Raw genomic sequence first — 22,858 nt, 5'->3', positions numbered from 1 at the left:
CTCGCACGAAACGGAGGATCCCATGACCGATGCCCGCACCCGCCTTCTCGCCCGCCGCGCGGAACTGACCGGCGACCTCGAGCGGATCGAGGACCAGCTCGACGATCCCGCGCCGAAGGATTGGGAGGACCGCGCCTCGGAGCGACAGGGAGACGAGGTGCTGGAGTCGCTGGGCCAGCACGACCGCGACGAGATCCGCGCCATCGACGCCGCGATCGCGCGGATCGACAACGGGACCTACGGGATCTGCGGGAAATGCGGCGAGGCGATTTCGCCCGAGCGGCTGGAGGCCGTGCCCACGGCCGCGCTCTGCCGGACCTGCGCCCGCGGCGAGTGAGACCCGGGCGCGTTCAGCGCTCGATCGCCTCGATCCGCAATCCAGTGGTCTGGGCCCCGGCTTGTCCCGTGGCGGCGCGGCCGAACGCGGCGACGCCGTCGGCGGGATCCTCGAGGATCTCCAGCAGGTTGCGGCGCAGGACCGGCGCCTCGGCCCGGCCGGTCGGCACGACCAGCTCGGCCCGCGCCGACAGGGTCGGCGGCAGTTCGAGATCGCCCTCGGCATTGGTGATCGCGACCGTGGACTGCGTCCCGTCCTCGATCACCACCGGCAGGCCCTGCACCGGCACGCCGCCGCTGGTCAGAAGGCGCAGAATCGTCTCGGCCCGCGCGGCCGGGGCCAATGTCGCCACTGACCCTATGAGCGCCGCGATCCAGATCGTCCGTCTCATGGCTGGTCCTCCTCGACGGCCTCCTGCAGGGCCTTGATCAGCCGGCCCGAGAATTCGAACCGGCCGTCGCCGCGTCGCGCGGGGCCTTGCGTGAGGGTGAAGATCGGCCGCCCGTCCGGGCTGACGCCGGTCACGGTATAGGCGATCACGGTGTAGGGGCCCGGCTCGTCCACCTCGAGGATCATCTCGTGCGGCGTCTCGCCGGTGCCCACGACGGTCGCGGTGCGCAGGTATCTCTGCGGCACGGCGTTCACGAAGACGGGCGTGTTCTCGGCCAATCCCTCGAATGTGACCTGCGCCGAGAGCGGCAGAGTCGGAATCTGCGGCTCAATGACCAGGCGCGACATCGTGGCGTAGGCCAGCGCGATGCCGGCGATGATCGCCACCAGCGAGGGGTAATTCGTCGACAGCTTGCCGAAGAACGGGATCTCGATCTGGCTGACATGGCCCTTCTCGTCGACCACGACCTGCTGGCGGGCGAGGACCATCAGGCCGCCGCCGATCGCGAGGATCGCGGCCAGCATGGCCATGGACAGGATGACGGCGTTGAACAGCATGGCACGACCTCCGGGGACCGGCGCAGGCGCGCGGGAACAGGGATGCAGGGCTCGAGCGTGAACCCATCATAGCAGATCAGGGGGCCGCGCGGCAGGTCAGGAAAGCCTGACCTCGCGGGGGCTTGCGCGCCGCGAGCCGGGCCGGGCGAATCGCGTCCGGTCCGGATGCGCGCAACCTTGAGGGGTGCGGGCGCGTTGCCCTCACCGAACACGCACGAACAGTCCCGAAGGAGCGATTCACATGACCGACGCCGCCAAGATCGAAGAGAAGTTCTGGAAGCACCTGCGCTCCGACAAGACGGTGTTCCTCGGATGCGAGGGCGCCCCGCCGCGCCCGATGACCGCCATCGTCGACGGCGACCACAATTCGGGACCGCTCTGGTTCTTCGGCACGACCGACAGCGACCTGGGCCGGGTGCTCGCCGCCAACAACAAGCCCGGCATGATGACTTTCGTGAACAAGGGCTGGGACCTCTGGGCCTCGGCCTCGGGGACGCTGTCGCTCGACACCGATCCTGCCCGGGTGGAGCGGCTGTGGAACCCCGCCGTCGCCGCCTGGTATGACGGCAAGGACGATCCCAAGCTGCGCCTGATCCGCTTCGACGCCCGCGAGGCGGAGCTGTGGGAGGATGGCTCGACCCTCGCGGCGGGGATCCTGTCGCTGATGGGCCGCGACCCGAAGGACAAGGCTGAGGACAAGAAGGCGCATGTGCGCCTCGACTGATGTTGCGGGCCGGGCGGAAGCGCCCGGCCACCTTCAAACGGCGGCTATTTCACGGGGCCGTTGATCTCGATGAGATTGCCCTCCGGGTCCTCCGTATAGACGTGGCGCAGGCCCGGGATCGCGAATTCCCCGGTGACCGAATGGCGGATGCCCGCCGCGCGCAGGCGCGCGATCACCGCATCCAGATCGTCCACGCGAAACGCCACATGGCCGCCGACCGACGGGTTGAAGGCGAGGTCGTTCTTCTCCGCGAAATCGGGATCGGGCGCGATCAAGTGCAGGCCCGAATGCCCGTCGCGCCCGTCGCCCATCAGCGCCAGCTTGTCGGGATCGCCCGGCAGGTAGCCGCGCGTCTCGGGGAAGGCCCAGCGCCCCTTCCGCATGCCCAGGATCTCGGTGTAGAAGGCCGCGGCCCGCCGCACGTCGCGCGCCTGCAGGTTCACGTGGTGGATCGACCAGCTCATTTCGCTCTCCTCTTTGCCCCGACCCTAGCAACGCCCCGGTGCCCGGCCTAGCTTCTGCCGCGAAGGAGACATCCATGACCAATCCCCTGCTCGACGACTGGACCGGCCCGCACGGCCTGCCGCCCTTCGACGCCATCGCGGACGCGCAGTTCGGCCCCGCGCTCGACGCCGCGATGGAGGAGGGCCGCGCCGCTATCGCCGCCATCGCCGACAATCCCGAGCCGCCGACATTCGCCAACACGATCGACGCGCTGGAACGCGCGGACCGGACGCTCGACCGCGTGGCCGGCGTCTTCTACAACCTCGCCGGGGCCGACAGCACGCCAGCGCGCGAGGAATTGCAGCGCGAGATGGCGCCGAAACTCTCGGCCTACGGCTCCGAGATCACAAACAACCGCGCGCTGTTCGACCGGATCGAGACGCTCTGGCAGGACCGCGACGCACTCGATCTGACCGAGGAGCAGGCGCGCGTCCTGATGCTGACGCGGCGCGGCTTCGTGCGCTCGGGTGCGGCGCTCGAAGGGGCCGATAAGGCGCGCCTGACCGAGGTGAAATCGCGCCTGGCCACGCTGGGGACAAGCTTCGCCCAGAACCTGCTGGCGGACGAGCGCGACTGGTTCATGGACCTCTCCGAGGACGACCTTCGGGGCCTGCCCGATTTCGTCATCCGCACGGCCCGCGCCGCCGGCAAGGATCGCGATCGCCCGGGCGCGGTTGTCACGCTGAACCGCTCGCTGATCGTGCCCTTCCTGCAATTCTCGCCCCGCCGCGACTTACGGCAGAAGGCCTACGAGGCCTGGGTCGCACGCGGTGAAAACGGGGGCGAGACCGACAACCGCGCCATCGCCGCCGAGATCCTCAAGCTGCGCGAGGAGCGCGCGCATCTTCTGGGCTACGCGAATTTCGCCGCCTACAAGCTGGAGACCGAAATGGCCGGCACGCCCGACGCGGTGCGCGACCTGCTGATGGAGGTCTGGCGCCCCGCCCGGAAGGCCGCGCTGGGCGATGCCGAGCACCTGGCCCGAATGGCACGCGAGGACGGCATCGTCGGTCCGCTCGAGCCCTGGGACTGGCGCTACTACGCCGAGAAGCGGCGGCTCGAGTTGCACGATCTCGACGAGGCGGAGCTGAAGCCCTTCTTCCAGCTCGACCGCATGATCGAGGCGGCCTTCGCCGTCTCGAACCGGCTGTTCGGCCTGGAATTCACGCCGCTCGACCTGCCGCTCTACCACCCGGACGTGCGCGCCTGGGAGGTGACGCGGCAGGGCGCGCATGTCGCCGTCTTTCTGGGCGACTATTTCGCCCGCGCCTCCAAGCGCTCGGGCGCCTGGTGCTCGGCCATGCGCTCGCAATCGCGGCTCGACGGCGAGGTGCGGCCCATCGTCGTCAATGTGTGCAACTTCGCCAAGGGCGATCCGGCGCTGCTGTCCTATGACGACGCGCGCACGCTGTTTCACGAATTCGGCCACGCGCTGCACCAGATGCTGTCGGACGTGACCTACCAGTCGGTCTCGGGCACAAGCGTGGCGCGCGATTTCGTGGAACTGCCCAGCCAGCTCTACGAGCATTGGCTCGACGTGCCCGAGGTGCTGGGCGAATTCGCCACCCATGCGGAGACGGGCGCGGCGATGCCCGAAGACCTGCGCGACCGCCTGCTGCGGGCGGCGACCTACGACATGGGGTTCCAGACCGTGGAATACGTGGCCTCGGCGCTGGTGGACCTCGCCTTCCACGACGGGCCGGCGCCCGCGGATCCGATGCAGAAACAGGCCGAGGTGCTGGAGACGCTGGGCATGCCGCGCGCCATCCGCATGCGCCACGCCACGCCCCATTTCGCGCATGTCTTCTCGGGTGACGGCTATTCCGCGGGCTATTACAGCTACATGTGGTCCGAGGTGATGGATGCCGACGCCTTCGCCGCCTTCGAGGAGGCGGGCGACCCGTTCGACGCAGACCTCGCGCGGGCGTTGGAGGCCAACATCCTGTCGCGCGGCGGCTCGGTCGAGGCGGCCGAGCTCTACACCCGCTTCCGCGGCCGCCTGCCGGGCGTCGAGGCCCTCCTCAAGGGCCGCGGACTGGACGAGGCGGCCTGATGCCTCTCTATCGCGCCGGCGGCGAGATCCACATGTTCTGCCACGTTCCGAAATGCGGTGGCGCTTCGGTCGAAAGCCATCTCGCCGCGCGCTTCGGGGAGTTGGCCTTTCTGAATTCGTCCTTTTTCTTCGATGACGCGACGCGGCGCTGGACGAAGAGTTCGCCGCAGCATGTCGACATGGGCTCCTTGGAAAAGCTGATCCCTCCGGGATGGATCTCGTCGAGTTTCGCCGTCGTCCGGCATCCCGTCGCGCGGCTTCGCAGCGCCTACGATTACGCCTTCGGAAACGGAGACGGGATCGTGGCGGACATGGGCTTCAATGATTGGATCCGAAGCCTTCCCGATCTTCTGGCGAAGGATCCGTTCGCGCATGACAACCACGTCCGGCCCGGGGCAGACCTCGTCCGGCCCGGATCCAAGGTGTTCCGCCTCGAGGACGGCCTGGATGCGGTGGCGGACTATCTCGCCCGCCAGCATGGCGCTGGGAGCGGGTCACACGTGATCCCCCACGCCAACAAGAGCCGCGGGGGCGCCGATTACCGGTCCCGCCAGGAGCCGCTCGAACCCGATGCGAAGGACCTGATCGCCCGGCTCTACGCGAAGGATTTCGAGCTTTTCGGCTATCTCCTTGAGGAAAGCCACCCGGCCAGTCGTCCGCGGCCCTCTCCCAGGGCGCCGAGGCGTCTGCTCCGGGATCGGCTCTGGCCCCGGAAGATCAGATAGCCTTCAACCGCTGCCGAAGATATTCCCGATGCGCGACCGACCCCAACCGCGGCGGACGCTTTCGGAAGACCTCCTTCAACTCGCGCTTGCGCAGCGTCGTGTCGACCGATGCGCTGACCTGCCCGTCGTGGATCCGATTGAGGATCAGGCAGTCTGGAACGATGACAGGCGGTCCGTATTCGATCTGGGCGCGGTCATAGAAATCGACGTCCATCAACCAGACGAGACCCTCGTCGAACCGGGTCCGCACGGATTGATGCACGGCCAGAACGGACGGGCTGCTCACGGTATTGCGGCCGAAGCGCATCCTTTCGGTCAACCGCGGAACCAGGGCTCGGCCCCGCGACCCGTCCGGGCCGATCGTCGTCGAACCGCAAACCGACCACCGGCTGTCCCCGGAAGCGAAAGCCGCCTCGATCTTCTCCAGCGCGTCATCCGTGGCCACCAGATCGTCCTGGAACAGCACCTTCCGGATCTCGCCGGCCGCACCGTCCAGCGCGGTGTTCACGTTTGCGCTGGCGCAGCGCGCCCCGGCGCGATTGTCGATGACGCGGATGTCGAGGCGGCCATCGTAGGCCGCGCAGGTCTCGCGAACGCCCGCATTCTCGGATTGGTCGGACACCACGACCTCGAAATCCCGGAAGGTCTGCCGGGTGAGTCTTTCGAAAGACTCGCCCAAAAACACCGCGCCCATTCCGGCCATCTCATAGGCAGGAATGCTGATACTCATTCTCACGGTCATTCAGAATTCCATTCATTGCTGCCGGGGAACTAGGGGCTGTGCCCGCATTTGCCCAGCACTCACTCCCGCCGCTCGTCCGGCGCCACGCCCCAGAGCGCGGCGGTCTGGGCCCAGCCTTTCGCGCCCTCGACCTGCAGCTCGCACCAGCCCGCGTCGCAGGTGCCCAGCCAGGCCACGACATTGGCCTGCAGCCGCGCGCTGACCGGCGCGTCGGGGCGGGGGCGGCGGTGGAGCGCGACCTCCTCGGCCTCGACGATCACCGTGCGGTTGCCCGACAGAAGCGAGTAATGCATCCAGCCGCCCGCGCCCTCGCGGTCCTGCACGCGGCGCCAGTGGCCGTATTCGTCGACCACGCGCAGCGGCATGTGGCGGCGCTTGAACACCCAGTCGATGCGATGCGTGCTGGACGGTCCGCGGCGGGCATAGCCCTCGGACGCCTTCATCGACACGAAGCGCGGCAGGGCCATGCCCGTCACCGAGCCACGGGTCTCGGCCCAGAGCGGCCCGCCCAGAAGGGCCGCCAGAAGCGCCCCGATCGCCAATATCCGCATGACTGCCCGTCCTGCTTTTCTTCGCGGGGTCTGACCGCCCCTTGCGCGTGGGGGCAACCCTGCCATCATGGCCCGCGGTCACGGAAGGGGAGACGGCAGCACGATGCCCACGAAACGTCTGAGTGTTGTCGTCACGCGACGCCTGCCCGCGCCGGTCGAGGCGCGCCTGACCGAGCTCTTCGATGCCCGGCTCGCCGAGGCCGATGGCGCGATGCCGCGCGAGGCGCTGGCCGACGCGATGCGCGAGGCCGATATCCTGGTGACCTGCCTCTCCGACAAGATCGACGCCGCGCTGCTGGCGGGCTCGGGCGACCGGCTCAAGCTGATCGCCAATTACGGCGCGGGCGTGGACCATATCGACGTGGCCACCGCGCGGCAGCGGGGCGTTCTGGTCTCGAACACGCCCGGCGCGCTGACCGAGGACACGGCCGACATGACCCTGGCGCTGATCCTCGCCGTGATCCGCCGCATGCCCGAGGGCATGGCGCGGATGCAGGCCGACGAATGGGAGGGCTGGGCGCCCGAGGCGCTGCTCGGCGGGCGGCTGTCGGGCAAGGTTCTCGGCATCCTCGGGATGGGCCGGATCGGGCAGGCCGTGGCGCGGCGGGCGCGCGCCTTCGGGATGCGCATCCATTATCACAACCGCCGCCGCCTGCACGAAGGCCTCGAGGAGCCGCTGGAGGCGACCTTTCACGACAGTCTCGACCGGATGCTGACCATGTCGGACGTGGTCTCGGTCAATTGCCCGCACACGCCCTCGACCTTCCATCTGCTGGGCGCGCGGCGGCTGAAGCTGCTCCGGCCCGAGTCGATCGTGGTGAACACGTCGCGCGGCGAGGTGATCGACGAGAACGCGCTGACGCGGATGCTGCGCGCGGGCGAGCTGGCGGGCGCCGGGCTCGACGTCTACGAACATGGCCGCGACGTGAACCCCCGGCTGCGCGCCTTGCCCAATGTCGTGCTGCTGCCGCATATGGGCTCGGCCACGCGGGAGGCGCGGCTGGAAATGGGCGAGCGGATGCTCGTCAACATGCAGACCTTCGCCGACGGCCACCGGCCCCCGGATCTCGTCGTGCCGTCGATGCTCTGAGCGGGGGCGGCGCCCGCGCGGGAACCGCCGCCATTCGGACCTCTGTCAATCGCCGAGCTTGGCGTGCACCTCGTCGAGATCGACCTCGCCCTTCGGCATCTTGTTGTCCGGGTCCTCGAAATCGTAGCGGAACAGCTTGAAGTCGCGGTGGTAGATTTCCCAGATCAGGTGCATCGACAGATCGTCGAAATACTCCGACACCTTGTGCTGCCGCTTGGGCCCGTGGCCCTCGCTCTCGTTGAAACGCGGCACTTCGGCCAGGTCGACCTTCACCGGCGTCTCGATCGCGTCCAGCACGACCTGCATCCCGTCATTGAAGGCTTCGGTGAAGACCACGTGGTCGTAGCGCCCGCCATTGGCGATGAAGGTGCCGACATGGCCCGACATGGCCGACCAGTGGATGTCGGGATCCATCGGGCGGCGGAACCGGATCGTGTCGCGCGCGAAGAGCAGGAACCGCCGGAAGCTGGCGATCTGGTCGAACTCGAACCCGTTCTCGGGGCTGCCCACATCGACCCCGTATTTCTGCACCAGCATCGGCACGAGGTTGCCGCGATAGCGCTTTCCGTTGCGCTGGATGCCCGCGATCTTGTCGAAGAAGGACGACAGGATCCGGGTGTAGGGATTGCGCACGCAGGTGAAGGCGTAGGAGCGGTGGCCCTTGGCGTTGGCCGCGATCAGGGGCTGGCTCTCCTCCTGCGCCCATTTGTGCAGGCCGCGGGTCGAGTCGTGGATGTCGCCGTCGAAGAACCGTCCGTGATCGGAATAGTACAGGATCTGCCCGATCGACGAGCAGGCGCATTTCGGGACGACGCGATAAACCACGCTCTCGCTTTCGGTCATCCAGGTTCCGGGAAAGCCCATCGATGTCGTCTCTTGCCAGTGTCGCGGCATCAAACCCGCATTGCGCGGTTTCTTCAATCACACTCTGCGGTTATTGCGGGGCGAGTGTGACCGCCCGGAGAACCCCGCCCGCGCCATGGCCAAGATCGCCTTCATCCTGCTCTGCCACAAGGACCCCGAGGCGGTCATCCGGCTGGCCGACGGCCTGACCCGGACCGGCGATTACGTCGCGATACATTTCGACGCCCGCGCCCCGGCCACGGCCTATGCCGCGATCGAGGCGGGGCTGCGGGCCAATCCCAACGTCGCCTTCGCGCGCAAGCGCGTCAAATGCGGCTGGGGCGAGTGGAGCCTCGTGCGCGCGACGCTGGCCACGGTCGAAACCGCGATGGAGGCGTTCCCGCGGGCCACGCATTTCTACATGATTTCGGGCGATTGCCGGCCCATCAAGTCGGCCGAATTCGCGCATGACTTCCTCGATGCGCGCGACGTCGACTACATCGAGAGCGTCGATTTCCACACCTCGGGCTGGATCAAGACCGGCATGCGCGAGGAACGGCTGATCTATCGCCACCTGTTCAACGAACGCTCCAACAAGCGCGCCTTCTACGCCGCGATGCAGCTGCAGAAGATGCTGCGGCTGGAGCGGTCGGTGCCGCGCGGGATCGAGATGATGATCGGCTCGCAATGGTGGTGCCTGCGCCGCGGCACGCTCGAGAAGATCCTCGGCTTCTGCCGGTCGAACCGCGCCGTGATGCGCTTCTTCTCGACCACCTGGATCCCGGACGAGACCTTCTTCCAGACCCTCGTGCGCCACCTCGTGCCCCGCGCCGAGATCGAGAGCCGGACGCCGACCTTCCTGATGTTCACCGATTACGGGATGCCGGCGACCTTCTACGACGACCACCACGACATGCTGCTGAGCCAGGATTTCCTGTTCGCGCGCAAGATCTCGCCCGAGGCCTTCGACCTCAAGGACCGGCTGGACAGTCTCTGGGCCAGCGGGCGCACCGATTTCCCGGTGGCCGGCGACGGGCGGCGGCTGTTCCAGTTCCTGACCCAGCGCGGCCGCGTCGGCCGCCGCTTCGCCCCCCGCTTCTGGGAACGCGCCGCCACGCTGGGGCGCGAGCGCGAACTCGTCGTGCTGGTCTGCAAGAAATACCACGTGGCCAAGCGGCTGGCGCAAAGCCTGCGGGATCATCAGGTGATCCCCACGCTCGACTACCTCTTCGACGAGGAGGCAACGCCGATGCCCGCGCTGGGCGGCATCGAATCGACGCTGGGCAAGCGCCATCGGCATCGCCGCGCGCTGCTGCGGATGCTGTTCCGACAGATGGGGACGGACCGGCTGGCGATCTGCCTCGACCCGGTCAATTTCGACCTGATCGAGGATATCTATGCCGACCGCGCCACCGTCCGGACGCTGCTCATCGACTGCAATTACGACGACGCCTATCTGCGCGGCCATGCCGAGCGGATCGGCCTGATCGGGCCGCGCACGCCGGACACGACCGTGGCCCGCCTGATGCCCGCCGTGGCGCAGGATTTCGTCTCCGAAAGCACGCGCATCCGCGAGGCGGAGCTGCCCGAGATCCACCGCATCGCCGAGACGGCGGACGCGGAGGAGATCGCCCCGGTCCTCGCCGCGGTCTTCGGCACCGATGCCGACACCGGCGCCGCGCTGGCCGCGACGCCCTTTCTCTTCGCGGATTGAGCGCCGCCCGGGCCTTGAGCCCGCCGCGCCCCGATGCCAGCCTGCGCGCGAGCCCCCAGCAAGGACGCGCCCCGATGGCCTATGATTACGACGACGACAACATCTTCGCCCGCATCCTGCGCGGCGAGATCCCCAACGCGACCGTCGCCGAGACCGAACACACGCTCGCCTTCGCCGACATCACGCCGCAGGCGCCGGTGCATGTGCTGGTGATCCCGAAGGGCCGCTACGTGACCTATGATGATTTCCACGCCAATGCCTCCGATGCCGAGATCGTGGATTTCCACCGCACCGCCGCCGCGATCTGCGCCGAGCAGGGCATCGCCGCCGATACCGGCGCGGGCTTCCGCGCGATCACCAATGCGGGCCGCGACGGCGTGCAGGAGGTGCCGCATTTCCACCTGCACCTGATCGGCGGCCGCCCGCTGGGCCGGATGCTGGCCCGCGCCGAGGGCTGAGCGCGCTCGCGGGGTCGTGAGGCGGGGCCGCTTCCCCGCCCGGGCCCGCGCACCATATCGTCCCGGGCGCCCCCCTATCCGGATCCCGTCCCCCATGCTCGCCATTCTCGCCGCCACCCTGCGCTGGAGCCTTCTGGGCTTCACCCTCGCGTTTCTTTTGCCAGTGTTCGCGGCCTCGCTCTGGTGGGCGCTGCAGGACCGGCCCGACAGCTGGCGCAACGCCGATTGGGGCCCCTCGGGCGTGCTGCCGCCGGCGCAGGCGGTGCCGGGGGCGGCGATCCGCGTGATGGCAGCGCGGACCGGCGGCGCGAAGGGCGCCGTCTCGGTCCATAGCTGGATCGTCCACAAGCGCGCGGGCGCGGCCCGCTGGACGCGCCACGACGTGGTGGGCTGGGGCCGGCCGGTGCGCCGCGACGCCTATGCCGCCGACGCGCGCTGGTATTCCAACCTGCCGCAGGTGATCGGCGCCGCCGACGGGTCCGCGGCCGCGACGCTCATCCCGCGGCTCGAAGCCGCCATCGCCGCCTATCCCTTCGCCGGGTCCGACGCCTACCGCATCTTCCCGGGCCCGAATTCCAACACCTTCACCGCGCATCTTCTGCGCGAGCTGCCCGAGCTGGGCGTGACCCTGCCGCCGCACGCGGTGGGCCGCGACTTCCTGGGCGAAGGGCCGCAGCTGGTTCTGGACGAGGGCGGCGACCTGCATGCCTCGATCTCCGGGCTGGCCGGCTTCACCGTCGGGCCGCGCGCGGGGGTCGAGCTGCACCTGCTGGGCCAGGCCGTCGGCCTCGACATTATGCGCCCGGCGCTGAAGCTGCCCGCGATCGGGCGGCTGGGCCTCAGCCCCCGGGCGCAGGCCGCGGAGCTGCCCCCCGGCTGAGCCGCCCGGCCCCCGGCGATTCCGCGTTGCGCCGCCCGGTCCGCCCGGCTAGCGAGGACGGCGACGACGCCCCCGCGGGGGCCGGACAGGTGGCACGTGTCCCGACCGACCCATTCCGGGGGTCCGGGGCCGGCATCGTCGCTGACCCGGCTGCCCCGGGGGCCTCCCGTTCGTGAGAGGTCCGCCATGCTGCGCCACGCCATTCCGCTTCTGTTGCTCGCCGCGCCCGCGCAGGCCCATCCGGGGCATGTCGCCGATCTGGCCGGTCACGACCACTGGGTGCTGGGCGCTGGGCTGGGCGCGATCGCGCTGGCCGGGCTGCTGGGCTGGCTGAAGGGCGGCGAGGAGAGTGACGAGCCCGCGGACGAGGATGCCGCCGCGCCCGAGGAGGCCTCGGCATGAGTGGTCCCAAAACCGGCGTGATGATCTGCGGCCACGGCTCGCGCAGCAAATCCGCCGTGGACGAGTTCGCCGTGCTGGCCGAGAAGCTGCCCGCGCATCTGCCGCCCGAATGGGAGGTTGAATACGGCTACCTGGAATTCGCCAACCCGGTGATCCGCGACGGCCTCGACCGGCTGCGCGCCAAGGGCTGCGACCGCATCCTCGCCGTGCCCGGCATGCTCTTCGCGGCGATGCACGCCAAGAACGATATCCCCACCGTGCTCAACACCTATGCCGCGAAGCACGGGCTAGCCGTGGGCTACGGGCGCGAGCTGGGCGTCGACCCGAAGATGATCGCCGCCGCCGCCGCCCGGATCGAGGAGGCGCTCGCCGCCGCGCCCTCGGACGTGCCGCGCCACGAGACCTGCCTCGTGGTGATCGGCCGCGGCGCATCGGATCCCGACGCCAACGGCAACGTCGCCAAGATCGCGCGGATGCTGCACGAGGGGCTGGGCTTCGGCTGGCTGGAGGTGGGCTATTCCGGCGTGACCTTCCCGCTGGTCGAGCCCTGCCTGCAGCACGCCGCGAAGCTGGGCTATCGCCGGATCGTCGTGTTTCCGTATTTCCTGTTTTCCGGCATCCTCATCGACCGGATCTACGGCTTCACCGACCGCGTGGCCGCGGCGCATCCCGAGATCGAATTCATCAAGGCCGGCTATCTCGGCGACCACCCGAAGGTGCTGGCAACCTTCGCCGAGCGCGTGATGGAGCAGGTGGGCGACAACCCGCCGCCCAATTGCGGGCAATGCGGGTACCGCGCGCAGGTGCTCGCGCTGGAGGATGGCGAGACCCGGCGCATCTCGCCCGAGGAGCGCACCCATCCCGCCTTCGGCGCCGTGCCGCCGCCGCTCTGCGTGCTCTGCAAATACCGCACGCAGGTGCTGGGCTTCGAGGGCGAGGTCGGCGCGGTGCAGGAAAGCCACCACCACCATGTCGAGGGGCAGGGGGCGTCCGCGCCGGGCTCCAACGTCGCCGATTGCACGCTCTGCGACACGTTTTGCACCGGGCTCTGCCGGCTCGAGGCGCAGGCGGCGCATCACCATCACCACCACGGCGACGGGCATCACCACCATCACGATCACGACCACCATCATCACGCGCCCTATCCCCATGCCGATCACCCGCACGGCCCGGAATCGGCGCGCCGGACGGCGAAGGCGAAGTGACGGGATGATGACGCCCATCTTTACTTTAGCCGGAACTACCTCAGGGGGAATCCGGCTTCGCCGGGCGGGGGGCTGGCGCCCCGCCCCTCGCCCAGGTGCCGCGCCGTGAGACCCTATGAGCGCGACCCGCACGCGATCTACGCCGCCAGCTTCGCCACCGTCCGCGCCGAGGCCGCGCTGGACCGGTTCCCGCGCGACGTGGCCGAGATGGCGGTCCGCGTGATCCATGCCTGCGGCATGGTCGAGGTGGCCGACCGGCTGGCCTACAGCCATGACGTCGCCGCCTCCGGCATCGCCGCGATCCGGTCGGGCGGGCCGATCCTCTGCGATTGCGAGATGGTCGCCGCGGGGCTGACGCGCCGGCTCTTCCCCGACGGCGCCGACATCCGCTGCACGCTGAACGACGCCCGCGTGCCCGAGCTCGCCCGCGAGATGGGCACCACCCGCTCCGCCGCCGCGGTCGAGCTGTGGGACACCGAGGGCGCCGTCGCCGTGGTCGGCAACGCGCCCACCGCGCTGTTCCGCCTGATGGAGCGGATCGACGAGGGCGCGCCGCCCCCGGCCGCCATCCTCGCCTTCCCCGTGGGCTTCGTCGGCGCCGCCGAGTCGAAGGCCGAACTCGCCGGCCATCCCCGCGCGCCGTTCCTGACGCTGCGCGGTCGGCGCGGCGGCAGCGCCATGGCCTCCGCCGCGGCCAACGCGCTGGCGATCCTCGCGGCGGGCGGGACGCAGTGACCGCCCCCTGGCTCCACATCGTCGGCATCGGCGAGGAGGGGATGGACGGGCTGACCCCCGCCGCCCGCGCCGTGGTGGAGGCCGCCGAGGTGATCGTCGGCGGCGACCGCCACCACGTTCTGTCCGACGCCGTCACGGCGGAGCGGCTGTCCTGGCCGCATCCCTTCGACGCGCTGATCGACCAGCTGCACGGCCTGCGCGGCCGCCGCGTCGTCGTGCTGGCGACGGGCGACCCGCTCTGGTTCTCGGTCGGCGCGCGGATCGGGCGCGCGATCGACCCGGGGGACATCGCCTATCACCCGCAGCTTTCCGCCTTCCAGCTCGCCGCCGCGCGCATGGGCTGGTCGATGGCCGATCTCGAGACGCTGACCGTCCACGGCCGCCCCGTCCACCAGATGATCGCCTTCATCCAGCCCGACGCCCGGCTCCTGATCCTGACAACCGGCGCCGAGACGCCGGCCGAGATTGCGCGCTTCCTGACCGAGCGCGGCTTCGGGCAGTCGCGGATGACCGTGCTCGCCAATATGGGCGGGGCAGAGGAGGCGCGGTTCGACGGCACCGCCGCCGATTGGGCGCATGCGGTGCCGGCCTTCAACACGCTGGCCGTCGAATGCCTGGCCGCGCCCGACGCGGCGCTTCTGCCCCGCGTGCCGGGCCTCGCGGATGATCTCTTCCGCTCCGACGGGACGATGACCAAGCGCGAGGTGCGCGCGGCGACCCTGGCCAAGCTGATGCCGATGCGGGGCGCGCTGCTCTGGGATATCGGCACCGGCTCGGGCTCGGTCGCGATCGAATGGATGCGCGCCGCCCGCTCGGCCCGCGCCATCGGGATCGAGCCGCGCGCCGACCGCCGCGCGATGGCCGCCGAGAACGCGTTGGCGCTGGGCGCGCCACGGCTTGACCTGCGCGAGTGTTCGGCGCCCGCCGCGCTGGATGGGCTGCCCGCGCCCGACGCGGTCTTCATCGGCGGCGGGCTGTCCGAGGCCGCCTTCGACGCCGCCTGGGCCGCGCTGCGCCCGCTGGGCCGGCTGGTCGCCAACGCCGTGACGCTGGAATCCGAGGCCGTCCTGCTGGACCTGCACGCGCGACACGGCGGCGATCTGGTGCGGCTCTCGGTCGACCGGGCCGAGCCGGTGGGCCGCTACCACGGCTGGCGCGCCGCCATGCCGGTCACGCAATGGAGCCTGGTGAAGCGATGAGCGGCACGCTCTACGGCGTGGGTCTCGGACCCGGCGATCCCGAGCTCATCACCCGCCGCGCCGCGCGGCTAATCGAGGCCGCGCGCGTCGTGGCCTACCCCAGCCTCGCCGGGGGCGAGAGCTTCGCACGCGCCATCGCCGCCGATCTGATCGCGCCCGACGCGCGCGAGATCCGCATGGACGTGCCGATGACCCGCGACCGCGCCCCGGCGCAGGCGGCCTATGATGCGGGCGCGGCCGAGATCGCCGCGGCGCTGGAGGGCGGCGACGACGTCGTCTGCCTCTGCGAGGGCGATCCCTTCTTCTACGGTAGCTTCATGTATCTGCACGCCCGGCTCGCCCCCCGCTTCACGGTCCGAACGGTGCCGGGCGTGACCTCGCTCACCGCCTGCGCCGCCGCGGCCGCGATGCCGCTGGCCGCGCGCAACGAGGTGATGACCGTGCTGCCCGGCCCGCTGCCCGACGCGGCGCTGCGCGACCACCTGCGCGCGGCGGACACGGTGATCTGCATGAAGGTCGGCCGCCACCTGCCGCGCCTGCGCGCCCTGCTGACGGCCGAAGGGCTGCTCGATGCGGCCACCTATGTCGAACGCGCGACGCTGGGCGCCGAGCGGGTGATGCCCTTGGCCGAGGCGTCGGACGATGCGCCCTATTTCTCGATGATCCTCGTGGCGAAGGGGACCGACCCATGGCTGTGACGCCGATCGTGCTGGCCCTGAACGCCGCGGGGGAGGCGACGGCGGCCCGCGTGGCGGAGGCGCTCGACTGTCCGCTGCATGGCCGCGAGGGCCGCACCGGGGCCGCGATCACCTTCGCGAACGCGCTGGACCACGCGCGCGATCTCTTCGCCGCGGGACACCCGGTGATCGGCGTCTGCGCCTCCGGCATCCTGATCCGCGCGGTCGCGCCGCTCCTGGCGCACAAGACCGCCGAGCCGCCGGTGATCTCTGTCTCTGATGACGGGCGCGTGGTCGTGCCGCTCCTGGGCGGCCATCGCGGCGCCAACCGCCTCGCGCGGCAGGTGGCGGAGGCACTGGGCGGCACTGCGGCGGTGACGACGGCGGGCGATGTCGCGCTGGGCGTCGCGCTGGACGAGCCGCCGGCGGGCTACCGCCTCGCCAATCCCGAGGACGCGAAGCCGGTCATGGCCGCGCTTCTATCCGGCGCGGGCGCGCGGATGACCGGCGAGCCGCTCTTCGACCTGCCCCGGGGCGAGGGCCCCGAGATCGCCGTGACCGAGGCGCCCGTCCCCGGCGGGCCCGACCGGCTGGTCTATCATCCGCAGCGCCACGTCCTCGGCGCGGGCTGCGCGCGCGATGCCGACCCCGAGGAGCTGTGGCAGAACGCCGTGGCGCTGCTCGAAGGCGCGGGCGTCGCCCCCGGCGCCGTGGCCGCCGTCGCCACGCTGGATCTCAAGCTCGACGAGCCCGCGATGCACGCCCTGGCCGCGCGGCTGGGCTGCAAGCTCCGCGCCTTCACCGCGGCCGAGCTCGCGGCCATCGCCGTGCCCAACCCCTCCGAGGTGGTGCGCGCCGAGGTCGGCACGCCGTCGGTCTCCGAGGCGGCGGCCATCGCCTGTTCGGGCGGCCAGATCGTGGCCGCCAAGCGCAAGACCGCCATGACGACCGCAGCCCTGGCGCGCGCCGCCGCGCCCATCACCGCGCCGGCGGGCCAGGCGCGCGGCCGGCTTTCCATCGTCTCGATCGGCCCGGGGCAAGCCGCGTGGCGCACGCCCGAGGCCAGCCGGCTGATCGCCGAGGCCGAGGAGCTGGTGGGCTACGGTCTCTATATCGACCTGCTGGGCCCGCTGGCCGCCGGCAAGCCGCGCAGCGATTTCCCGCTGGGCGGCGAGGAGGCGCGCTGTCGCCACGCGCTGGAGCGCGCGGGCGAGGGGCGCGACGTCGCGCTGATCTGTTCGGGCGATGCGGGGATCTACGCGATGGGCGCGCTCGTCTTCGAGCTGCTGGCGCGGACCGACGACAGTGCTGTCTCGGACGCCGCGCGCCGGGTCGAGGTGGTCTGCACGCCGGGCGTCAGCGCCCTGCAGGCCGCGGCCGCCCGCGCCGGCGCGCCGTTGGGCCACGATTTCTGCGCCATCTCGCTCTCGGACCTGCTGACGCCCCGCGCCGACATCGTCCGCCGCCTGCAGGCCGCCGCCGCGGGCGATTTCGTCATCGCCTTCTACAACTCCGTCTCCAAGCGCCGCCGCACCCTTCTGGCCGAGGCGCGCGACATCCTGCTGGCGCACCGCCCGCCCGACACGCCGGTCCTCCTGGCGTCCTCGCTAGGGCGACCGGAAGAGCATCTGCGCTACCGCCGCCTCGACGCGCTGGAGGTGGACGAGGTGGACATGCTGACGGTCGTGCTCGTCGGCTCGTCCAACACGCGCCTGGTGAAGACGGGCGACGGCATGCGGATGTTCACGCCGCGCGGCTATGCGCGGAAGATGGCGGGCGGGGATTTGGCAGGCGGGGGCGGGATTTGAGTATTTCCGGACCCGTGATGCCCCTAGCGGTAGTCCGTCGGGGTGAGGGTGCCGCCGTGTGCCAGATGCGTCTCGGCGCCGGGCACGACATCGGTGTTCTGGGCGCTGACGCAGGTCCAGCCGTCGTCCCGCCGGTGCAGCACGAAGCTGAAGATCGTCCTGCGCGCCCCGGCCTCCGTCCCATCCGGCGCGGTCTGCCCCTGCAGCGCCATGCGCGCGTGGATCACGGCCACGTCGCCCAGGTCGCGGATCGTCACGGTCCCGGCGCTCAGCCGCGTGTTCGCGAAGAAGCTGCGCAGAGCGTAGCCATGCGCCTTCGCGATGGCCGCCCGGTCGCGCCACCAGATGCCGGTGACGTTCACGAAATCCGCGTCCTCGGCGAAGAGCGCGCCCAGCGCGTCGCCGTCGCGCGCCATCCAGGCGGCGATGAAGGCGGGCACGAAATCGGACGGCGCGGGAACCATGGGAAGGGACATAGCACATGACGGTGCATTTCATTGGCGCGGGCCCCGGCGATCCGGAGCTTCTGACCCTCAAGGCGCAGCGCCTGATCCGGTCCTGCCCGGTCTGCCTCTATGCCGGCTCGCTGGTGCCCGAGGCTGTCGTGGCCGAGGCGCCCGCGTCCGCGCGCGTCCGCGACACCGCGTCCATGACGCTCGAGGAGACCCATGCCGAGATCGTCGCGGCCCATGGCCGGGGCGAGGATGTCGCGCGCGTCCATTCCGGCGATCCCAGCCTCTACGGCGCCATCGCCGAGCAGATCCGCTTGCTTCGGCGCGACGCCATCCCCTACGAGATCTGCCCTGGCGTCCCCGCCTATGCCGCCGCGGCCGCGCGGCTGGGGCAGGAGCTGACCGTCCCCGAGATCGCCCAGAGCATCGTGCTGACCCGCGTCAGCATGAAATCGACCTCCATGCCGCCGCGCGAGACGCTGGAGAATTTCGCCCTGAGCGGCGCCACGCTCGCCATCCATCTCGGCATCCGCAACCTGCGCGAGATCGAGCGCGTGCTGACCCCGCATTACGGCGCCGATTGCCCGGTCGTCGTGGCCTACCGCGTGGGCTGGCCGGACGAGACCTTCCTGCGCGGCACGCTCTCGGACATCCACGCCAAGGTCCGCGCGGCCAAGATCACGCGGACCGCGCTGATCCTCGTCGGGCCGGTGCTGGGCGAGGTGGCCGACTTCCGGGACTCGGCGCTCTACGACCCCGCGATGCCGCATGTGCTGCGGCCGCGTGCGAAGGCGTGATTGCGCGGATCTGGAACCGTTCATTGACTCGTTACGTTCGGCGCGCAGACTGAAGACGTTACGTGCCGCGGGGAATCGCTTCCCCCGGCGCCTGACGGGGGGACGCTGCCATGATCGATTCCGACCTGTTCGCCCTGCCGCGCGATGTCCGCGAAGGCCTGATCGCCGCCCGCGCCCGCGACCGCCGCCGCAGCGGCGGCAAGCTGCGGGTCCAGGTCGGCGCCGATTGGTATCCGATCCTGTCTTATGACGACGCGGGGTTCGAGGTCGCGCCCGACGTCGCGCCCAAGCTGCGCGGCCTGGTCGAGATCCACGAGGGCCCGAGCTGCCTGCGCACCGCGCTCATCGTCGCGGGCGAGCCGGGGCGTCGCGCCGTCCGCTACGAGTTCAAGCGCTCCACCCCGGTGCGCGACACCGCCCCCGTCGATTACGAGCGGGCGACGGAGGCTCCCGCGGGCTATCTCGGCGCGACCTGATCCGCGGCTTCAGCCGGCCGGCGCGTCGGGCGGCACGGAATAGAATGCCGCCGCCGCACCCGTCAGCCGCGCCCACATCTGGTCCCCGCGCGAGAAATGCCACCACTCGGTCGGGTTGTTGGCGAAGCCGGCCTCGGCCATCAGCCAGTAGAGCAGCCTTCGATTGGCCCGCGCCTCGCGGGCCGAGACGGCCAGCCCCGCGGGCTCCGGCTCGAAATGGTCGGTGTTCGACGCCTCCGACACGTCGTCGAAGATCGTGCCCATGAAGAGCTCCGCCCCGCCGCGCGCCCGGATCGTCAGGTCCACCGCCGCGCCCGTCGCGTGCGGCGGCGGCGAGGCGGGGACGATCGGCCCCGCTGCGCCGCGCGCCCAGTAGCGTTCCGTCTCGGCGGCCACGCGCGCCGCGTCCCAGTCGGGATGCAGCGCGCGCAGCCGGTCGGGCATCCAGTGGTCGTGGAAATGATTCTGAACCGCGATCGGCCGCCACGCGTCGAACACCCACAACTCCAGCCCGTAGGGCGCCAGCCGCGCGTTCACCCCGGCGAGCCGCGCGGCCAGCGGCGCGCGCAGCAGAAGGTCCGGCACCGATCCGGCGATGCGCGCGTGATAGGGCGCGCTTCCGGCGTGATAGGCGTTGGCGCCCGCGATCCCGTGGTCACGCAGCTCGACCATCGGCGCGGCCCCGCGCGGATCGTCCAGCGCGACGGGGTGATCGCGGTAGCCGGGCCGCAGCGTGGCGGCGCGCGCCACCTCGGCCGCGAGCGGGCGGTCGCGCAGCGCGGCGAGCGGGCCTTCGGTCAGGTGCATCATGGGGCGCAGGCTTGACCGGCCCCGGCGCGCGCCGCAAGAGGGGCCGACCCGCGAGAAAGGAGCCGCCCATGCGCACCGTCTATGTCAACGGCGCCTACGTCCCCGAGGACGAGGCCAAGATCAGCGTCTTCGACCGCGGCTTTCTCTTCGCCGACGGCGTCTACGAGGTGACGAGCGTGCTTGACGGCAAGCTGATCGACTTCGCGGGCCACGCCGCGCGGCTCAAGCGCAGCCTGTCGGAGCTGGAGATGGAGAGCCCGGTCTCCGAGGATGACCTGCTGGAGATCCACCGCCACCTCGTCCGCGTGAACGAAATCGACGAGGGGCTGGTCTATCTGCAGGTCACCCGCGGCGCCGCCGACCGCGACTTCGCCTACCCGGCCGAGGCGCGGCCGTCGCTCGTGCTTTTCACGCAAGCGAAGCCGGGCCTCGCCGACGCGCCCGCCGCGAAAAAGGGCATGCGCGTGATCTCGATCCCCGACCGGCGCTGGGGGCGGCGTGACATCAAGACGGTGCAGCTGCTCTACCCGTCGATGGGCAAGATGATGGCCCGCGCCGCGGGCGCCGACGACGCCTGGATGGTCGAGGAGGGCGCGGTGACCGAGGGGACCTCGAACAACGCCTATATCGTCAAGGGCAACACCATCGTGACCCGCCACCTGGGCGAGGAGATCCTGCACGGCATCACCCGCGCCGCCGTGCTGCGCATGGCCGCCGAGGCGCAGATGAAGGTGGAGGAGCGGTCCTTCACCATCGCCGAGGCGCAAGACGCCGACGAGGCTTTTGTCACCTCCGCCTCGACCTTCGTGATGCCGGTGGTGGAGATCGACGGCGAACCGGTCGGCGCGGGCGCGCCCGGCCCCGTCGCGGCCCGCCTGCGCGAGATCTATCTCGACGAAAGCCGCAAGAAGGCGGTCTGACGGGCCGCCGGGCTCAGCGCCGGACGTAGGTCTCGAACCCGTCCCAGCCCAGGATCACGCGCACCCGCTCGCGCGTCCGCAGCGCCGGGATGCCCGGGATCAGCCGCTTGCCCTGCAGCTCCAGGTGCAGCGCGGCCAGCTGGCGGGTCGTCAAGCTGCCGGCATCGACGGCGGAGAAGCCCAGCCGGTCCAGCCGCTGCTGCACGCCCCGCTCCAGCTGCGTTTCGGGCGCGGCGGCCGCCGGGCCGGCCAAGAGCGCCGCGGCGAGGATCAGCGCCGCGCCCCTCATCGCCGCTCTCCGAAGATCAGCCGCTGCAAGAGCCCGCCCTCGATGACGGTGGCGATGCGCGAGCGGATGTTGCTGTCCTCGCGCCCGGAATGGATGATCTGCTCGATCTGCAGAACCTGGCTGGAGCTCAGCCGGGACACGTCCACGTCGCGAAAGCCGTAGATCGGCAGCTCCTGCGCGAGATGGACGCGGATGTTCGCGACGCCGCCGGTCTGCGCGGAGGCGGGCGCGGTCGCGGCCAGCAGGGTCAGGGCGGTCAGGATACGGAGCATGGCGGGCCCTCCGGGGCTTGGGCTGCGTGATCTCAGGATGCCCCATGCGCCCGGCTTCGCCAAGGCGCGCGGGGCCGGGCGCGTCAGCCGTCGCCCGCTTCGCCGACATTCGCGGCGAAGCTCGTCTCGAAGGCGGCCGTCTGTTCGGGCGTGGCCTCGGCCTGGTGGCGGGCCTTCCACTCGGAATAGGGCATGCCGTAGAAGATCTCGCGCGCCTCCTCCTTCGACATCTCGATGCCACGCTCGGCGGCGGCCTCGCCATACCAGCGCGACAGGCAGTTGCGGCAGAACCCGGCCAGGTTCATCAGGTCGATATTCTGCGCGTCCGGCCGGTCCTCCATCAGGTGCCGGCGCAGGCGCCGAAAGGCGGCGGCTTCCAGTTCGATCCGGGTCTGCGGGTCAATCTCGGGCATTCTCGAAATCCTCCAGGGCGCCGGCCAGATGCGGGACGAGACGCTCGGCCCAGTATTGCTGCCCCGCCTCATCCGAGATGAGGTCGTTGCGCAGCTCGATCAAGACATGCAGCCGGCCCCGGCTCAGCGCGTGGCGGTCCATCGCATCGCCGGGCAGGGCGCCGGAATAGGGCTCGTTCACGCCCACGCAGAGATCCGGCTCGCTCTGCAGGCGGGCCACCAGCGGGTCCGACAGCCGCCGATCCTCGGCGAAGAGGACGCCGACCTGCCACGGCCGGTAGGGCCGCCCCCGCAATTGCGGCGTGAAGGAATGGACCGCGCAGATCACCGGGTCCCGCCGCGCCGAAAGCAGCGCTTCCAGCGCCTCGTGGTAGGGGCGGTGAAAGGCGGCGAGGCGGCGTTCGCGCTCCGCCGGGTCGGCATGGCGGTTCGCGGGGATGATCGTGCCGTCGTAGAGCCGCATCAGCAGGGTCGGGTCGTCCTCGCCCCGGTTCGGGTCGATCACCAGCCGCGAGAAATCGGTCAGGATCGCCGTGCCGTCCAGCAGGCGCGCGAGGTGCCGCGTGACGCCGCCGGCGCCCACGTCCCAGGCGATGTGCCGCGCCATGTCCGCCTCGGACAGGCCCAGCGTCCCGCCGCCGACCGAGGGCGGCACCCGGTTGGTGGCGTGATCGCAGGTCACCACCCAGCGCGACGGCGCGTCCGCGGCGACGATGTGGAAGGAGGGGCCGTCCATGGCGCCGCCCTAGCGCGCGCAGGGGGCGAAGGGAAGCGCCCGGCGCTTGGCCCGGCGCCCATCGACGCGGCATTTGCGCCCAGGAAAGCCGCGTCCCC

29 protein-coding genes are annotated in these 22,858 nt (G+C 70.8%); 17 read left to right on the top strand and 12 right to left on the bottom strand.

What is annotated here, in order from left to right:
- Positions 1-22 precede the first annotated feature (22 nt).
- On the top strand, positions 23-337 hold the full coding sequence (locus P8627_RS06225) for a TraR/DksA family transcriptional regulator (RefSeq protein WP_279966837.1): 315 nt from the start codon (positions 23-25) through the stop codon (positions 335-337).
- A gap of 13 nt (positions 338-350) precedes the next feature.
- Here P8627_RS06225 and P8627_RS06220 read toward each other — a convergent pair whose 3' ends face one another.
- Both P8627_RS06220 and P8627_RS06215 read right to left on the bottom strand, forming a co-directional pair.
- Positions 351-728, bottom strand: a complete 378-nt coding sequence (locus P8627_RS06220) for a hypothetical protein (RefSeq protein WP_279966836.1) — start codon at positions 726-728, stop codon at positions 351-353.
- A complete protein-coding gene (locus tag P8627_RS06215) occupies positions 725-1,285 on the bottom strand; it encodes a hypothetical protein (RefSeq protein ID WP_279966835.1) in 561 nt (186 codons plus the stop codon). The genes P8627_RS06220 and P8627_RS06215 overlap by 4 nt, the downstream gene beginning before the upstream one ends.
- A 241-nt stretch (positions 1,286-1,526) precedes the next feature.
- Between P8627_RS06215 and P8627_RS06210 the strand changes: the two genes are divergently transcribed.
- The gene (locus tag P8627_RS06210) at positions 1,527-2,009 is read left to right on the top strand and encodes a pyridoxamine 5'-phosphate oxidase family protein (protein ID WP_279966833.1); all 483 of its coding nucleotides are present in this window, start codon (positions 1,527-1,529) and stop codon (positions 2,007-2,009) included.
- Between the two features lie 44 nt (positions 2,010-2,053).
- Here P8627_RS06210 and P8627_RS06205 read toward each other — a convergent pair whose 3' ends face one another.
- A complete protein-coding gene (locus tag P8627_RS06205) occupies positions 2,054-2,473 on the bottom strand; it encodes a VOC family protein (protein WP_279966832.1) in 420 nt (139 codons plus the stop codon).
- A gap of 74 nt (positions 2,474-2,547) precedes the next feature.
- Here P8627_RS06205 and P8627_RS06200 point away from each other — a divergent pair, with 74 nt between their 5' ends.
- Both P8627_RS06200 and P8627_RS06195 read left to right on the top strand, forming a co-directional pair.
- Entirely contained in the window at positions 2,548-4,566 is a 2,019-nt protein-coding gene (locus P8627_RS06200; protein WP_279966831.1) for a M3 family metallopeptidase, read from the top strand.
- Entirely contained in the window at positions 4,566-5,291 is a 726-nt protein-coding gene (locus P8627_RS06195; RefSeq protein WP_279966830.1) for a sulfotransferase family 2 domain-containing protein, read from the top strand. The genes P8627_RS06200 and P8627_RS06195 overlap by 1 nt, the downstream gene beginning before the upstream one ends.
- Here the strand turns inward: P8627_RS06195 and P8627_RS06190 are convergent.
- A complete protein-coding gene (locus P8627_RS06190) occupies positions 5,284-6,021 on the bottom strand; it encodes a glycosyltransferase family 2 protein (protein WP_279966829.1) in 738 nt (245 codons plus the stop codon). The two genes, P8627_RS06195 and P8627_RS06190, sit on opposite strands and share 8 nt — an antisense overlap.
- A gap of 71 nt (positions 6,022-6,092) precedes the next feature.
- Positions 6,093-6,584, bottom strand: coding sequence for an SH3 domain-containing protein (locus P8627_RS06185; protein ID WP_279966827.1), 492 nt, complete (start codon positions 6,582-6,584; stop codon positions 6,093-6,095).
- A 103-nt stretch (positions 6,585-6,687) separates the two neighbouring features.
- On the opposite strand from P8627_RS06185, the gene P8627_RS06180 reads away from it, so the two are divergent.
- Complete coding sequence (locus tag P8627_RS06180; protein ID WP_279966826.1) at positions 6,688-7,674, top strand: 2-hydroxyacid dehydrogenase; 987 nt, start codon at positions 6,688-6,690, stop codon at positions 7,672-7,674.
- Between the two features lie 45 nt (positions 7,675-7,719).
- Here the strand turns inward: P8627_RS06180 and P8627_RS06175 are convergent, their stop codons facing one another.
- Positions 7,720-8,538, bottom strand: coding sequence for a sulfotransferase family protein (locus P8627_RS06175; protein WP_279966825.1), 819 nt, complete (start codon positions 8,536-8,538; stop codon positions 7,720-7,722).
- A 115-nt stretch (positions 8,539-8,653) separates the two neighbouring features.
- Here P8627_RS06175 and P8627_RS06170 point away from each other — a divergent pair, with 115 nt between their 5' ends.
- From P8627_RS06170 to cobJ, 9 genes are all read left to right on the top strand, one after another.
- Positions 8,654-10,231 (top strand): DUF5928 domain-containing protein, encoded by a 1,578-nt coding sequence (locus P8627_RS06170; protein ID WP_279966824.1) that lies wholly within the window; start codon positions 8,654-8,656, stop codon positions 10,229-10,231.
- Positions 10,232-10,305: 74 nt separating this feature from the next.
- Complete coding sequence (locus P8627_RS06165; protein ID WP_279967413.1) at positions 10,306-10,689, top strand: HIT domain-containing protein; 384 nt, start codon at positions 10,306-10,308, stop codon at positions 10,687-10,689.
- A gap of 94 nt (positions 10,690-10,783) precedes the next feature.
- The gene (locus tag P8627_RS06160) at positions 10,784-11,569 is read left to right on the top strand and encodes a DUF3750 domain-containing protein (protein WP_279966823.1); all 786 of its coding nucleotides are present in this window, start codon (positions 10,784-10,786) and stop codon (positions 11,567-11,569) included.
- Positions 11,570-11,755: 186 nt separating this feature from the next.
- Positions 11,756-11,971 carry a DUF6732 family protein gene (locus tag P8627_RS06155; RefSeq protein WP_279966821.1) on the top strand — a complete coding sequence of 72 codons (216 nt, stop codon included), beginning with the start codon at positions 11,756-11,758 and terminating at the stop codon, positions 11,969-11,971.
- Positions 11,968-13,176: a sirohydrochlorin chelatase gene (locus P8627_RS06150; protein WP_279966819.1), complete on the top strand. Its 1,209-nt coding sequence runs from the start codon at positions 11,968-11,970 to the stop codon at positions 13,174-13,176. The genes P8627_RS06155 and P8627_RS06150 overlap by 4 nt, the downstream gene beginning before the upstream one ends.
- A gap of 105 nt (positions 13,177-13,281) precedes the next feature.
- On the top strand, positions 13,282-13,911 hold the full coding sequence (locus P8627_RS06145; RefSeq protein WP_279966818.1) for a precorrin-8X methylmutase: 630 nt from the start codon (positions 13,282-13,284) through the stop codon (positions 13,909-13,911).
- On the top strand, positions 13,908-15,110 hold the full coding sequence (cbiE, locus tag P8627_RS06140; protein ID WP_279966816.1) for a precorrin-6y C5,15-methyltransferase (decarboxylating) subunit CbiE: 1,203 nt from the start codon (positions 13,908-13,910) through the stop codon (positions 15,108-15,110). The genes P8627_RS06145 and cbiE overlap by 4 nt, the downstream gene beginning before the upstream one ends.
- Positions 15,107-15,808 carry a precorrin-2 C(20)-methyltransferase gene (gene cobI / locus P8627_RS06135; RefSeq protein ID WP_279966815.1) on the top strand — a complete coding sequence of 234 codons (702 nt, stop codon included), beginning with the start codon at positions 15,107-15,109 and terminating at the stop codon, positions 15,806-15,808. The genes cbiE and cobI overlap by 4 nt, the downstream gene beginning before the upstream one ends.
- Positions 15,799-17,595 carry a precorrin-3B C(17)-methyltransferase gene (cobJ, locus tag P8627_RS06130; protein ID WP_279966813.1) on the top strand — a complete coding sequence of 599 codons (1,797 nt, stop codon included), beginning with the start codon at positions 15,799-15,801 and terminating at the stop codon, positions 17,593-17,595. The genes cobI and cobJ overlap by 10 nt, the downstream gene beginning before the upstream one ends.
- A gap of 23 nt (positions 17,596-17,618) precedes the next feature.
- Here the strand turns inward: cobJ and P8627_RS06125 are convergent, their stop codons facing one another.
- Positions 17,619-18,059 carry an SgcJ/EcaC family oxidoreductase gene (locus P8627_RS06125; protein ID WP_279966812.1) on the bottom strand — a complete coding sequence of 147 codons (441 nt, stop codon included), beginning with the start codon at positions 18,057-18,059 and terminating at the stop codon, positions 17,619-17,621.
- Between the two features lie 17 nt (positions 18,060-18,076).
- On the opposite strand from P8627_RS06125, the gene cobM reads away from it, so the two are divergent.
- Both cobM and P8627_RS06115 read left to right on the top strand, forming a co-directional pair.
- A complete protein-coding gene (gene cobM / locus P8627_RS06120) occupies positions 18,077-18,844 on the top strand; it encodes a precorrin-4 C(11)-methyltransferase (RefSeq protein ID WP_279966811.1) in 768 nt (255 codons plus the stop codon).
- 110 nt (positions 18,845-18,954) lie between these two features.
- On the top strand, positions 18,955-19,320 hold the full coding sequence (locus P8627_RS06115; protein WP_279966809.1) for a hypothetical protein: 366 nt from the start codon (positions 18,955-18,957) through the stop codon (positions 19,318-19,320).
- Positions 19,321-19,329: 9 nt separating this feature from the next.
- Here P8627_RS06115 and P8627_RS06110 read toward each other — a convergent pair whose 3' ends face one another.
- Positions 19,330-20,130 (bottom strand): M15 family metallopeptidase, encoded by an 801-nt coding sequence (locus P8627_RS06110; RefSeq protein ID WP_279966808.1) that lies wholly within the window; start codon positions 20,128-20,130, stop codon positions 19,330-19,332.
- A 68-nt stretch (positions 20,131-20,198) separates the two neighbouring features.
- On the opposite strand from P8627_RS06110, the gene P8627_RS06105 reads away from it, so the two are divergent.
- Positions 20,199-21,050 carry a D-amino-acid transaminase gene (locus tag P8627_RS06105; protein WP_279966807.1) on the top strand — a complete coding sequence of 284 codons (852 nt, stop codon included), beginning with the start codon at positions 20,199-20,201 and terminating at the stop codon, positions 21,048-21,050.
- 13 nt (positions 21,051-21,063) lie between these two features.
- Here the strand turns inward: P8627_RS06105 and P8627_RS06100 are convergent, their stop codons facing one another.
- The 4 genes from P8627_RS06100 to P8627_RS06085 form a co-directional block, all read right to left on the bottom strand.
- Positions 21,064-21,339 carry a hypothetical protein gene (locus P8627_RS06100; protein ID WP_279966806.1) on the bottom strand — a complete coding sequence of 92 codons (276 nt, stop codon included), beginning with the start codon at positions 21,337-21,339 and terminating at the stop codon, positions 21,064-21,066.
- The gene (locus tag P8627_RS06095) at positions 21,336-21,611 is read right to left on the bottom strand and encodes a hypothetical protein (RefSeq protein WP_279966804.1); all 276 of its coding nucleotides are present in this window, start codon (positions 21,609-21,611) and stop codon (positions 21,336-21,338) included. Before P8627_RS06095 ends, P8627_RS06100 begins: the two co-directional genes overlap by 4 nt.
- Before the next feature lie 83 nt (positions 21,612-21,694).
- On the bottom strand, positions 21,695-22,015 hold the full coding sequence (locus P8627_RS06090; protein WP_279967412.1) for a DUF1244 domain-containing protein: 321 nt from the start codon (positions 22,013-22,015) through the stop codon (positions 21,695-21,697).
- Entirely contained in the window at positions 22,011-22,760 is a 750-nt protein-coding gene (locus P8627_RS06085) for an N-formylglutamate amidohydrolase (RefSeq protein ID WP_279966803.1), read from the bottom strand. Before P8627_RS06085 ends, P8627_RS06090 begins: the two co-directional genes overlap by 5 nt.
- Positions 22,761-22,858 lie beyond the last annotated feature (98 nt).

It is taken from the genome of Jannaschia sp. GRR-S6-38, assembly GCF_029853695.1.
In the GTDB taxonomy this organism is placed as follows: Bacteria; Pseudomonadota; Alphaproteobacteria; order Rhodobacterales; family Rhodobacteraceae; genus Jannaschia; species Jannaschia ovalis.
The sequence above is the reverse complement of the archived record's forward strand: the minus strand, read 5'-3'. Positions and strand labels throughout refer to the sequence as shown.

Excerpts from the sequence above, each read along its gene's own strand:
- P8627_RS06225 (WP_279966837.1), top strand. The coding sequence starts at position 23 with ATGACCGATGCCCGCACCCGCCTTCTCGCCCGCCGCGCGGAACTGACC.
- P8627_RS06220 (WP_279966836.1), bottom strand. The coding sequence starts at position 728 with ATGAGACGGACGATCTGGATCGCGGCGCTCATAGGGTCAGTGGCGACA.
- P8627_RS06215 (WP_279966835.1), bottom strand. The coding sequence starts at position 1,285 with ATGCTGTTCAACGCCGTCATCCTGTCCATGGCCATGCTGGCCGCGATC.
- P8627_RS06210 (WP_279966833.1), top strand. The coding sequence starts at position 1,527 with ATGACCGACGCCGCCAAGATCGAAGAGAAGTTCTGGAAGCACCTGCGC.
- P8627_RS06205 (WP_279966832.1), bottom strand. The coding sequence starts at position 2,473 with ATGAGCTGGTCGATCCACCACGTGAACCTGCAGGCGCGCGACGTGCGG.
- P8627_RS06200 (WP_279966831.1), top strand. The coding sequence starts at position 2,548 with ATGACCAATCCCCTGCTCGACGACTGGACCGGCCCGCACGGCCTGCCG.
- P8627_RS06195 (WP_279966830.1), top strand. The coding sequence starts at position 4,566 with ATGCCTCTCTATCGCGCCGGCGGCGAGATCCACATGTTCTGCCACGTT.
- P8627_RS06190 (WP_279966829.1), bottom strand. The coding sequence starts at position 6,021 with ATGAGTATCAGCATTCCTGCCTATGAGATGGCCGGAATGGGCGCGGTG.
- P8627_RS06185 (WP_279966827.1), bottom strand. The coding sequence starts at position 6,584 with ATGCGGATATTGGCGATCGGGGCGCTTCTGGCGGCCCTTCTGGGCGGG.
- P8627_RS06180 (WP_279966826.1), top strand. The coding sequence starts at position 6,688 with ATGCCCACGAAACGTCTGAGTGTTGTCGTCACGCGACGCCTGCCCGCG.
- P8627_RS06175 (WP_279966825.1), bottom strand. The coding sequence starts at position 8,538 with ATGGGCTTTCCCGGAACCTGGATGACCGAAAGCGAGAGCGTGGTTTAT.
- P8627_RS06170 (WP_279966824.1), top strand. The coding sequence starts at position 8,654 with ATGGCCAAGATCGCCTTCATCCTGCTCTGCCACAAGGACCCCGAGGCG.
- P8627_RS06165 (WP_279967413.1), top strand. The coding sequence starts at position 10,306 with ATGGCCTATGATTACGACGACGACAACATCTTCGCCCGCATCCTGCGC.
- P8627_RS06160 (WP_279966823.1), top strand. The coding sequence starts at position 10,784 with ATGCTCGCCATTCTCGCCGCCACCCTGCGCTGGAGCCTTCTGGGCTTC.
- P8627_RS06155 (WP_279966821.1), top strand. The coding sequence starts at position 11,756 with ATGCTGCGCCACGCCATTCCGCTTCTGTTGCTCGCCGCGCCCGCGCAG.
- P8627_RS06150 (WP_279966819.1), top strand. The coding sequence starts at position 11,968 with ATGAGTGGTCCCAAAACCGGCGTGATGATCTGCGGCCACGGCTCGCGC.
- cobI (WP_279966815.1), top strand. The coding sequence starts at position 15,107 with ATGAGCGGCACGCTCTACGGCGTGGGTCTCGGACCCGGCGATCCCGAG.
- cobJ (WP_279966813.1), top strand. The coding sequence starts at position 15,799 with ATGGCTGTGACGCCGATCGTGCTGGCCCTGAACGCCGCGGGGGAGGCG.
- P8627_RS06125 (WP_279966812.1), bottom strand. The coding sequence starts at position 18,059 with ATGGTTCCCGCGCCGTCCGATTTCGTGCCCGCCTTCATCGCCGCCTGG.
- cobM (WP_279966811.1), top strand. The coding sequence starts at position 18,077 with ATGACGGTGCATTTCATTGGCGCGGGCCCCGGCGATCCGGAGCTTCTG.
- P8627_RS06115 (WP_279966809.1), top strand. The coding sequence starts at position 18,955 with ATGATCGATTCCGACCTGTTCGCCCTGCCGCGCGATGTCCGCGAAGGC.
- P8627_RS06110 (WP_279966808.1), bottom strand. The coding sequence starts at position 20,130 with ATGATGCACCTGACCGAAGGCCCGCTCGCCGCGCTGCGCGACCGCCCG.
- P8627_RS06105 (WP_279966807.1), top strand. The coding sequence starts at position 20,199 with ATGCGCACCGTCTATGTCAACGGCGCCTACGTCCCCGAGGACGAGGCC.
- P8627_RS06100 (WP_279966806.1), bottom strand. The coding sequence starts at position 21,339 with ATGAGGGGCGCGGCGCTGATCCTCGCCGCGGCGCTCTTGGCCGGCCCG.
- P8627_RS06095 (WP_279966804.1), bottom strand. The coding sequence starts at position 21,611 with ATGCTCCGTATCCTGACCGCCCTGACCCTGCTGGCCGCGACCGCGCCC.
- P8627_RS06085 (WP_279966803.1), bottom strand. The coding sequence starts at position 22,760 with ATGGACGGCCCCTCCTTCCACATCGTCGCCGCGGACGCGCCGTCGCGC.